Origin of the sequence: Micromonospora sp. DT15 (genome assembly GCF_049841475.1) — a bacterium.
GTDB lineage: Bacteria > Actinomycetota > Actinomycetes > Mycobacteriales > Micromonosporaceae > Micromonospora.
In genome coordinates this window covers 181,323-191,561 of the sequence record NZ_JBNCKJ010000015.1, presented here as the reverse complement: position 1 = coordinate 191,561, position 10,239 = coordinate 181,323, and the positions used below count along the sequence as shown (strand labels likewise).

The following is a 10,239-nucleotide window of genomic DNA, read 5'->3' as shown; positions in this document are numbered from 1 at the left end:
CAACCATCACAGGCCCCACACCGCCACCGGCAAACGCCCACCCATCAGCCGCTTAACCAACCTCCCTGGGCAGTACAGCTAGCCGGCCCCCGAAGCGGTCGACGGGAGCGGGGCCGGTGCGAACGCACCGGCCCCGCCACCGTCCATCCAGGCCACAGGTGTAACGCCGTGGTCAACCACCGCGCCCTCATGGTTGATCATGAAGTTATTGCCCGTCGCCCCGGCGTGTCGCGGCGATAACTTCATGATCGACAGAGGCTGGGGTCGGGCGGTGGGCGCGCTTCACCAGGAGCGCGGCCAGGAGCAACGTGGCCAGTGCGGCCAGCAGCACCGCCGGGCCGATCCGGTCCAGGGCGTCGGCCAGGGCTCGCTGGACCTGGGCGGCCACCCGGACGACCGGGTCGTGCAGGGCGTCGCGGCGGCCGGCGGCGAGCCGTAGCTCGTACCAGCCGTACCAGGCGACGTAGCAACCGGCGACCAGCAGCACCAGTCCACTGAGGCGGGGCACCAGCGCACCGGCGACCCGCAGCCGGGCCACCAGGCCGTCGCGCACCAGCGCCACCCCGAGCGCGGCGACCGCGACCACCAGACCCATCCCGAGCGCGTACGCGCCGAACAGCGCCAACCCCTGACCGGTCGAGCCGGCCTGGAGGCTGGTCACCACGATGGCCAGGAACGGCGCGATGGCGCAGCCGAGTGAGGCCAACGCGTACGCGGCCCCGAACAGCACCATCGACGGCCAGGAGCGGGTCAGCCGAGGTGCCCGGGCCGACCAGCCGGGGGCGGGCAGCCGCCGACCGGCGAGCAGCCAGCAGCCGGCCACCACCAGCAGCACGCCGAGCGCCACTGTCAACCATGGCAGCCGGGGTCGCAGCCAGCCGGCCAGTGGCGCCAGCGCCAGGCCGAACGCGCCGAACACCAGCACGTACCCCACTGTCAGCCCGGCCGCCGCGGTGAGCGCGCGGCCGACCGCGCCGCGGGTGTCCGACTGCCCGGCGACCAACAGCGAGAGGTACGCGGGCAGCAACGCGAAGCCGCACGGGTTGACAGCGCCGAGCATGCCGGCGGTCAGCGCGAGCAGCAGTGTGGCGGTCACGCCCCGGCCAGTGCGGCGACCTTGGCGGTGAGCGCCTCACCGTCCAGGAAGCCGTGGTGCACGACAGCGCCATTCCGGTCGATGATGACGAAGATGCTCTGCTCGGTCACCTTGAACCGCTTCCAGAGCGCGCCCTTGGTGTCCTCGATCTGCGTCGTCGCGCCGAGGTCGAACTCGGTGACGAACTCTTTCATGGCCTTTCGCTCGCCCAGCCCGGCGACGCCGACGATCGGCACGGCGTCGCGGTATCGGGGTTCGATCTCGGCCACCGTCCAGGCCTGGCTGGCGCAGGTGGCGCACCACGGCGCCCAGAACCACAGCACCACCGGTTTGCCGGCGAGCCGTGCCGCGTCGAACGCCGCCCCACCGAGCGTGGTTCCGGTGAAGCGCAGCACGTCCGGGACCTGCGCCGGAGCGGCCGGCGGCCCGCCGGTCGGCGTGGACGCTGCCCCGGTCGGTGCGGATGGCGCCCCGGTCGTGGACGAGGCATCGGTCGAGGCCGGGGCCGATCCGGCGGCGGCGGGCCCACCCGGCGCGGTGCCGGTACAGGCGGCGACACCGAACAGCGCCACCACGAGCGCCCCGGCGGCAGCGGCCCGGCGTACCTGCCCGGCCGCGGTCCCGCGGCGCAACCGCCCGGCCCCTGTCCACACCATGCTGATCCGCATCCGTTTCTCCGTTCCGTTCCGGTCCGGAAGGGACCCCTGGTGGGCCTGACGCTTCGCTATTCGGCCTTGGCGAGTCGGAGAGCCAACTCCGGGCAGACCTTGACCGCCTTCAGCGCGCCCTCGCGCAGCCAGGTCGGCACGGGTGTGGCCGGGAAGGCCGGATATCCGTTCGCGTCGAGCCGGATGAAGTCCGGTACGACGTGCGCGCAGAGGCCGTGCCCGTCGCAGCGGGACCAGTCCAGGGTGAGCTTCTGCGGATTCGCGTCGGGTGCGCCCGGCAGCCCCATCATGCCCTTGACCCGCCGGCCGCAGCCGTCGCCGGTGCTGTGCAGCCGTAGGTCCTCGACGAAGACCTCGATCGCGGAGAGCGCGAACCGGGCGGTGCCGTCGGGGTGACTGCACGCGCCCCGGCCCTTCACCTCGCCGGCGGCGGCGCGCACGACGTCCGCCGGTTGGCTGCCGGCCACGGCCAGGTCCACCGCGCGGGCCAGGTCCGGCAGGCCCATCTTGCACGGCCCGCACTGGCCGGCGGACTCGCCGGCCAGGTAGCGCACCACCTGGGCGGCTTCACCGAGCGGGCAGGTGTCGACGCCGAGCGGGACGATGATGCCCGCGCCGAGGGTGCCGCCGACAGCGGCCAGGCCCTTGCGGGAGACCTCGGCCTTCTCCGCCGCCTCCGCGGTGATCCACTTGCCGTGGTAGCCGCCCATGAGGATGCCCTGGACGTCCGGCACCTCGCACAGGTCGAGGACGTCGCGCAGCGGCATGCCGGCGGTGCACTCCACCACGGCCGGTCGGCCCGCCGCGCCGGTCACCGTGAGCAGCACGGTGCCCGGCTCGTCGTCGGTGCCGAGCGCCGCGTACTCGTACGGGCCCAGTCGGGCACCGATGGCGAGCTGGGCAAACGTCTCGGCGTTGGACAGCAGGGTGGGCAGGCCGCTGACCCCGGAGTCGCTGGAGCGTTTCTTGGTGCCCGGCGGGATGTGCGGCAGCCCGTTGATGCCGTTGACGAGTGCGCCGCCCTCGCCGGAGATAAACCGGTGCGGCACTGTGACGATCGTCGTCTGCACCGGCATCCGGCGCTCGTCGAGCGCGTCCATCAGTGAGTCCCGGCCGACCCCGTCGTCCGCCACGCCGATCACGATCTCGTCGGCGTCCAGCGCGTACGCGGCCAGCGCGGCCCCGTCCAGGATCAGGTGCGGGGCGCGGGTCAGCAGCACCTTGTCCTTCCAGCTGGCCGGCTCCCCCTCGGTGGCGTTGACGACCACCACGGCGGCCAGGTCCTGCCGCTCGCAGGACTCCAGCACCGCGCGCATCTTGCGGGCGAACGGGAAGCCCGCCCCGCCCTTGCCCTTGAGCTGCATGCCCTCGGCGAGCTGGAGCAGCTGCGCGGGCTCCATCGGGCCGATCGGTCCGTGCACCTCCTCGTGCGCGCGCAGGTCGAGTCGGCCGTACTCGGCGAAGCCGGCGGTGAGCCGGGGCTCACCCACGCAGGCGACGGGTGGCACGGCGGTCCGCATCACTTCGCCTCACCCCGCAGCCCGGCCCAGTACGCCCCGTCCACCGCGTCTGCGCTGGCCTTGCGGCGCTTGGACTTGCCTTCGCCGGCTGCCCGCTTGGCGCGGCGGGACGCCAGGTCGACAAGGGTCGGGGTGTCGTCGACGGGCGGCGCCACCTCGTCCGGCACGTACCGGGCCGGCGGACGCCAGTAGTCCGGCTCCTCGGGCAGGTCGTCGTCGACGCTGTGCCGGCCGCTGCCGCTGCGCGGCGCCGACGAGATCGGGCTGCTGGAGACCGGGCCGGCGGAGATCGGCTCGTCGGCCTGCCACCGGCGCGGGCTGTCCCAGGGCTCCTCGGGCTCGGCGAGGGCCGGCAGCGGCGGCGCCGAGTAACGGCTGCCGTCGTCCTCGGTGCGGGACCGGCGACGGGACCGCTCGGCGGCCGGCTCCTCGACGTGGCGCCGTCCGGTCGGCACGGCCTCGTCGCGGGTACGCGAGGCGCGCCGCCGGGTCACCGGCTCGACCTCCTCCTCGTCCCGTCGACGGGTGTCGGTCTCCTCCACGCTGCGGCGGGCCGACCGGCGGGTCGTCGACTCCTCCTCGGCACGTCGGCCGCGCGAGGACCGTTCGGTGTCGCGGCGGGCGGCCGGCTCCTCCTCCCGCCGACGGCGGCTCGGCCGGGTCGGCTCGACGAGGGAACCGGGCTCGGGCACCACCGGGACGGTGAACCGTTCCGGGTCGCGCCGCGCGGCCGGCGCGGCCCAGGTGGCGGTGGTGGTGTCCGCCCAGGCGGGACGCTTCTCGGCGGCCTTCGGGCGTCGACCCAACCCGGCCAGCAGCGACCTGGCGGTCTTCGCCTCCTCGGCCCGGCCGATCATCACCGCGTTGCGCACCGCTGCCTGGTGCTGCTCGCGGCTGCGCCGACCGATGCTGACCGAGAACCGGACCAGCAGGGCCAGCACCACAAGCAGAATGCAGCCCAGGTAGCTGAACATCACCCAGGGCGCTGCGGCCCGACCGGCGTTGAGGCCGTGGAAGACAGCGAACGGCCAGGCCAGGTACGCGGTGGAGTGCAGCGTGCGCCACAGCCACTTCGGACCGACGCCGGCGAAGCGGGCGCGGATGATGCCGGTCCAGATCACGCTGACCATCAGCAGCGCCGCCACGGTGCCGAGCCCGATGTAGAGCCCACGGCCGCCGACGAACGGAACCAGCGCGTCGGTCGCCGCCGCCCGCCCGGTGGCGACCTTGGTGAGGACGTGGAAGCCGAGCCCGGCCACGCCCAGCACGCCGGTGGCCCGGTGCGCTGACTGCATCAGCACCCGGTGCGGGATGCGCAGCACCAGCCGGTCGGTGGCGAGCAGACCGAGCATCACTGTGAGGCTCAACGCCACCAGGGAGATGACCCCGGCGAAGAACTCGGTGAAGAAGAAGCCGTACGCGTACGCCGTCTGGCCAACGCCGGTCAGCATGATCGCCGCCCAGAGCGCGGCGAGCACCGACGCGATCAGCAGGGCGCTCGCCGACCGTGACGGGGCGCGCACCCCCCGACTGCTGGCGCTGGTCCGGACCGTCGCCGCCTTCTTGTCCTGCTCTGCCCGGGCCATCTGCTCCTCGATCGTCTCGCGGCGGCGCACCACCGGCCGACCCCTGCTCCCCCATCCAGTACGGACCGGCGGGGCGCGCGGATCACCTGCGGAAGGAAATTTCTGGGCCGACATCGAACCGAGGGGCGCGGCAGTGCGTTCCACCCGCTCCCACCCACCGATCAGGACAGTGACGAATGCCAATGCATTGACAGTCCTCGCAACATGCTTGTAACCTTTCAGCAATTTTCAGTCAGGCTTGCAAGATCCCGGCAAGCCGGCACTCCCCCACCGCACCACCGCACCACCGCTCCCGCTCCCGCTCCCGCTCCCGCTCCCGTCAGGAGTCCCCCATGCACCGACGTCGACGTGGTTCGACGCTCCTCGCCCTCGGTCTGATCGCCAGCCTGCTCGTCCCCACCGCCGTGACGGCACCCCCGGCCGTCGCCGCCCCGTCCGGCGGCAAGAAGGTCATCGTCCAGCTCTTCGAGTGGAACTGGCCCTCGGTGGCCAGCGAGTGCCAGAGCACCCTCGGCCCGAAGGGCTACGGCTACGTGCAGGTCTCGCCCCCGCAGGAGCACGTGCGGGGCAACCAGTGGTGGCTGGCGTACCAGCCGGTCAGCTATCGGATCGAGTCCCGCAAGGGCACCCGGGCCCAGTTCCAGTCGATGGTGAACACCTGCCACGCGGCCGGGGTCAAGGTGATCGTCGACGCGGTGATCAACCACATGTCCGGTCAGGACAACGGCGGCACCGGTTGGGCCGGCTCGACCTACTCGCACTACGACTACCCGGGCATCTACCAGACCCAGGACTTCCACCACTGCGGGCGCAACGGCGGCGACGACATCGCCAACTACAACGACAGGTACGAGGTGCAGAACTGTGAACTGGTCAACCTCTCGGACCTGAAGACCGAGTCGGACTACGTCCGCACGAAGATCGCCTCGTACCTGAACGACCTGCTCTCACTCGGCGTCGACGGCTTCCGGATGGACGCCAGCAAGCACATGCCGGCCGCCGACATCGCCGCCATCAGGGGCAAGCTGTCCCGCTCCGCGTACATCGTGCAGGAGGTCATCTACGGTGCCGGCGAGCCGGTCCAGCCGACCGAGTACACCGGCAACGGTGACGTGCACGAGTTCCGCTACGGCAAGGACCTGGCCCGGGTGTTCCGCTCCGAGCGGTTGGCGTACCTGCGCAACTTCGGCGAGGGCTGGGGGCACCTGCCCACCGGCCCGGCCTCGGTGTTCGTCGACAACCACGACACCCAGCGCGACTCCGGTGGGGTGCTGACCTACCGCGACCGGGGCATCTACGCGCTGGCGAACGCCTTCATGCTGGCCTGGCCGTACGGCTCTCCGACCGTCATGTCCAGCTACACCTTCAGCAACCGGGACGCCGGCCCACCGTCGGACGGCGCCAACAAGACGCTCAACGCCACCTGTTACTCCGGCTGGGAGTGCGAACACCGCTGGCCGGTGATCGCCAACATGGTCGGCTTCCGCAACGCCACCGAGGGTGCCGGCGTGGCCAACTGGTACGACAACGGCAACAACCACATCGCGTTCAGTCGCAGCGGCAAGGGCTTCCTCACCGTCAACGACGAGGACGCGGCGGTGAACGGCCGCTCCTACTACACGGGCTTGCCCGCCGGTCGGTACTGCGACGTCATCCACGGCACCTACGCGGGTGGGACGTGCAGCGGTCCGGTGATCACCGTGGACGGTAGCGGCTGGTTCGCGGCGAACGTGCCGGCGCACGACGCGGTGGCCATCCACATCGGCGCGCGGGTCTGACGCGATCGGGGCCTCCGGACGGCGGGTCTCGCCGAACCGGGGGCCCCGAAGCATCCGCCACCATAGAGTGGTTTCGTGCCGTTTGACCGAAAGACTCCGTCCCGCCGTCGCGGCGTCTGGGTGGCCGCCGCCATCGGCGTACCCGCGCTGCTGGTGACCGCGCTGCTGGTCGGCCAGGCCCTCACCCCGAGCTCGACGGCCCCCGACGACCGCGACGTGGTGGATGCCGACCCCACTCCGAGCAGTGTGGAGCAGAGCCCGGAGGAGTCGATCCCCCCGGCCGCGCCCGCCCCGGACGGGCTGCCGGTTGTCGACTACGACCCCGCACCCGGAGGGTTCCCCGCCGATCCGTTCAGCATGGACGTCACACCGCTGGGCGACGGCGCGCACCCGACCAGACGGATCGCCGCGTACGACGCGCCCGGCGGTCGGCCGCGCGCCTTCCTCGAACCGACCATCCGCGGCGTCGAGCTGACCATGCCGATCGCCCAGCGGCGCGCCGGCTGGACGGCGGTCCTGCTGCCCTCGGCCAACCGCCGGCTCGCCTGGCTGCCGCCCGGCGGGTTCGAGACGGTGCCGCTGCGCGACCAGATCGTTGTGGAACGCAAGGTCCACCGGCTCACCTGGTACCGGGCCGGCAAGGCGGTGCGCTCCTGGGAGGTCAGTCTCGGCCAGTCGGGCCAGGAGACCCCACTGGGGCGGACCTTCATCCTGGGCCGCACCCCACCGCCGGAGGAGGTCTACGGCGGGGTGGACATCTACGCCCTCGGTTCGGTGCCCGACGACCCCGAGTCGGTGCCGTCCGGGCTGCAAGGCGCGCACATCGGAGTGCACACCTGGCACAACGACGACGAGCTGGGCGAGAACACCACCAACGGCTGCATCCGGCTGACCCGCAGCGGTCAACGGGAACTGCTCGCCGAGGTCCGCCCCGGCAGCAGCGTCGTCGTCGTCGACCAACTGGCCGCCCCACCGCCGACCGCCTGAGCACCGGCTCGCACTGTCACTCGCCGAGCAGCCAGCCGTTCTGCTCGGCGACCCGGATCGCGTCGGCCCGGTTACGGGCACCGGTCTTGCCGATCGCCGCCGACAGGTGGTTGCGTACCGTCCCCTCGGACAGGTGCAACGCCCTGGCCAGGTCGGCGACGCTGCCACCACCCCGGGCCGTCCGCAGCACCTCGGTCTCCCGCTCGGTCAGCGGGCTGAGCCCGGCGGCCAGCGTCTCCGCGGCCAACGTCGGGTCGACCACCCGCAGCCCGGCGTGCACCCGGCGGACCGCGTCGGCGAGCTGCCGGGCCGGCGTGTCCTTGACCACGAAACCGCTCGCACCGGCCTCCATGGCCCGCCGCAGGTAGCCGGGTCGACCGAAGGTGGTCACCACCAGCACCCGGCAGGTCGGCAGCGCGGCCCGCAACGCCGCGGTGGCGGCGATCCCGTCCAGGCCGGGCATCTCCACGTCCAGGAGAGCCACGTCCGGAGCGCTGCGTCGGGCCTCGGCCACCACCTCGTCGCCCCGGCCGACCTCGGCGACCACTGTCAGGTCCTCCTCCAACGAGAGCAGGGCTGCCAGTGCACCCCGGACCAGCGCCTGGTCATCGGCGAGCAACAGCCGGATCGGCGTGGAGCCGCCGCTCACCGGGCCTCCGCCGGCGCGTGCACCCGCAGCAGAAAACCGTCGCCCGTCGGCCGCCGGCCTACGGTCACCACAGCGTCCAGCCGCCGCGCCCGCTCCCGCAGGCCCACCAGCCCGTGCCCGCTCGGGTCGGGAGTGGACGGCCCGCCACCGTCGTCACTGATCTCGACCCGATCCGGGTGCACCCGAATGACGCAGCACCGCGCCCCGCTGTGCCGGACCACGTTGGTCACCCCTTCCCGTACCGCCCAGCCGAACAACCGGTCCCACTCCTGCGGCAGTTCGGGCACCTCGGCCGACACGTCCGCCGCGATGCCCGCCGAGGCCAGCGCGGAGCGGGCGCCGGCGAGCTCCGCGGCGAGGCTGACCTCGCGGTACGCCCCGACCGTCTGTCGTACGTCGGCCAGCGCGGCCCGGGCCAGCGCCTCCACCTCGGCGATCTCGGTGGCGGCCCGGTCCCGGTCGACCTCGATCAGACGCCCGGCCAACTCGGCCTTGATCGCCACCACGGTCAGCGAGTGCCCGAGGATGTCGTGCAGGTCGCGGGCGGCACGGGACCGCTCCTCGGCGACCGCGAGCCGACCGATCTCCTGTTGGGCGGCGCGGAGTTCACTGTTGCGCTGCGCCAGCCGGGACACCCCGAACATGGCGAACGAGGCGAGCAGCACCGCGAAGACGATGCCGTTCTCCGCCTCCCACCCCGGCACCAGCCGGGACGCCAACACGGGGGTCACCGCACAGAGCACGACGACGGCCAACGCCTCCCGCAGCGGCAGCAGGAAGACCGCCGCCGCGGCCACGTAGACCAGGGTGGCCAGCCAGTCCCCTTCGGTGCCCGGGAGACTGGCAAGGCCCACCGCCAGCAGCAGCGCCAGCCCGGCCCGCGCCCGGCCCGCCGGAATCGGCAGCAGGGACTGGCGCAGCTTGCGCGCCCACTGGAACAGCAACACGTAACCGATGCCGAAGACGACAAGGGCCACCACGCCGAGGACCCGCCGCCACGGCTCCGGCTGGTGCAGCGCGGTGGCGAGCGGCACGTTGAGGAAGAAGAGCCACACCGCGCCCAGCAGCCAGCCGATGACCCGCCAGTGGCGGCTCACCGGCTGCGGCTGACCCGTCGAGAGGTCCATCGGGTTCACGCTAGCGGTCGCGACCGGTCAGACCCGTGCCGTGTCCCGGCGGAACAGCCGGGCCGCGCCGACGCCGAACAGCAGCGCCCAGACGACGAGGTTCGCCACCGCCGCCATGCTCACCCCGTCGCCGGTCAGCGGCGCGCGGGCCAGCACGCCCATGCCGTACACCGGGGTGAACTTCGCGACCTGCTGGAGCACGTCCGGCAGCACCTCGACCGGGACGAACAGCCCGCCGAACATGGCCAGCACCGCCAGCACGGGGCCGATGATCTGCATGACGTTCTCGGCCGGCGCCAGGTAGCCGATGAACAGACCGAACGCGGCGAAGACCAGCGAGCCGACCCAGGCGGCGAGCCCGGACAGCAGCCAGACGTACGCCGGGACGCGGACGCCGGCCACGGCACCCACCAGGAACTCGACGACCACCGCGAGCAGACCGAGGCTCATCGCGGTGATGAGCTTGGTCGCCACGTACGCCGCCGGGCGCAGCGGGGTGAGCCGCAGTTGTCGGCTCCAACCCAGGGCCCGTTCGGTGGCCACCGCGCCACCGACACTGGTGGTGGCCACCATCGCCGCGTAGACGGCCAGGCTGATCATGACGTACGCCGTCACCGGCCGACCGTTGTCCAGTGACTGCCCGCCCTGCGGCAGGCCGAAGATGAGAAAGAAGACGCCGGGCATGATCAGCGTGAAGGCGAGGGTGCGGCGGTTGCGCAGCACCCGGCGCAGCTCGATGCCCAGGGCGCCGGGAGCGAACCCGCCCAGCGCGGGCAGCCGACGGTCCGGCTCGGTGACAGCGGCGCGGGTGGGGGTGGAGGTGGTCAT

9 protein-coding genes are annotated in these 10,239 nt (G+C 72.6%); 2 read left to right on the top strand and 7 right to left on the bottom strand.

Annotated features, from left to right (window positions below):
- Window positions 1–205: 205 nt before the first annotated feature.
- Genes ACLQ3F_RS28735 through ACLQ3F_RS28720 form a run of 4 tightly spaced genes read right to left on the bottom strand, consistent with a single transcriptional unit; the run spans window position 206 to window position 4,903 of the window.
- Window positions 206–1,096 (bottom strand): cytochrome c biogenesis CcdA family protein, encoded by an 891-nt coding sequence (locus tag ACLQ3F_RS28735; RefSeq protein WP_425852595.1) that lies wholly within the window; start codon window positions 1,094–1,096, stop codon window positions 206–208.
- Window positions 1,093–1,764 carry a TlpA family protein disulfide reductase gene (locus tag ACLQ3F_RS28730; protein WP_425852594.1) on the bottom strand — a complete coding sequence of 224 codons (672 nt, stop codon included), beginning with the start codon at window positions 1,762–1,764 and terminating at the stop codon, window positions 1,093–1,095. The genes ACLQ3F_RS28735 and ACLQ3F_RS28730 overlap by 4 nt, the downstream gene beginning before the upstream one ends.
- Before the next feature lie 56 nt (window positions 1,765–1,820).
- Window positions 1,821–3,284 (bottom strand): NADH-ubiquinone oxidoreductase-F iron-sulfur binding region domain-containing protein, encoded by a 1,464-nt coding sequence (locus tag ACLQ3F_RS28725; protein ID WP_357195986.1) that lies wholly within the window; start codon window positions 3,282–3,284, stop codon window positions 1,821–1,823.
- Window positions 3,284–4,903, bottom strand: coding sequence for a hypothetical protein (locus ACLQ3F_RS28720; RefSeq protein ID WP_425852592.1), 1,620 nt, complete (start codon window positions 4,901–4,903; stop codon window positions 3,284–3,286). The genes ACLQ3F_RS28725 and ACLQ3F_RS28720 overlap by 1 nt, the downstream gene beginning before the upstream one ends.
- A 299-nt stretch (window positions 4,904–5,202) precedes the next feature.
- Between ACLQ3F_RS28720 and ACLQ3F_RS28715 the strand changes: the two genes are divergently transcribed.
- Window positions 5,203–6,648 (top strand): alpha-amylase family glycosyl hydrolase, encoded by a 1,446-nt coding sequence (locus ACLQ3F_RS28715; protein WP_425852591.1) that lies wholly within the window; start codon window positions 5,203–5,205, stop codon window positions 6,646–6,648.
- 75 nt (window positions 6,649–6,723) lie between these two features.
- Complete coding sequence (locus ACLQ3F_RS28710; RefSeq protein WP_425852589.1) at window positions 6,724–7,635, top strand: L,D-transpeptidase; 912 nt, start codon at window positions 6,724–6,726, stop codon at window positions 7,633–7,635.
- A 16-nt stretch (window positions 7,636–7,651) separates the two neighbouring features.
- On the opposite strand, the gene ACLQ3F_RS28705 is transcribed toward ACLQ3F_RS28710, so the two are convergent.
- From ACLQ3F_RS28705 to ACLQ3F_RS28695, 3 genes are read right to left on the bottom strand one after another with little or no spacing between them, the layout of a single operon-like run.
- A complete protein-coding gene (locus ACLQ3F_RS28705) occupies window positions 7,652–8,284 on the bottom strand; it encodes a response regulator (protein WP_425852588.1) in 633 nt (210 codons plus the stop codon).
- Window positions 8,281–9,411, bottom strand: a complete 1,131-nt coding sequence (locus tag ACLQ3F_RS28700; RefSeq protein WP_425852586.1) for a sensor histidine kinase — start codon at window positions 9,409–9,411, stop codon at window positions 8,281–8,283. The genes ACLQ3F_RS28705 and ACLQ3F_RS28700 overlap by 4 nt, the downstream gene beginning before the upstream one ends.
- A 27-nt stretch (window positions 9,412–9,438) precedes the next feature.
- Window positions 9,439–10,239, bottom strand: coding sequence for an ABC transporter permease (locus ACLQ3F_RS28695; RefSeq protein ID WP_393222509.1), 801 nt, complete (start codon window positions 10,237–10,239; stop codon window positions 9,439–9,441).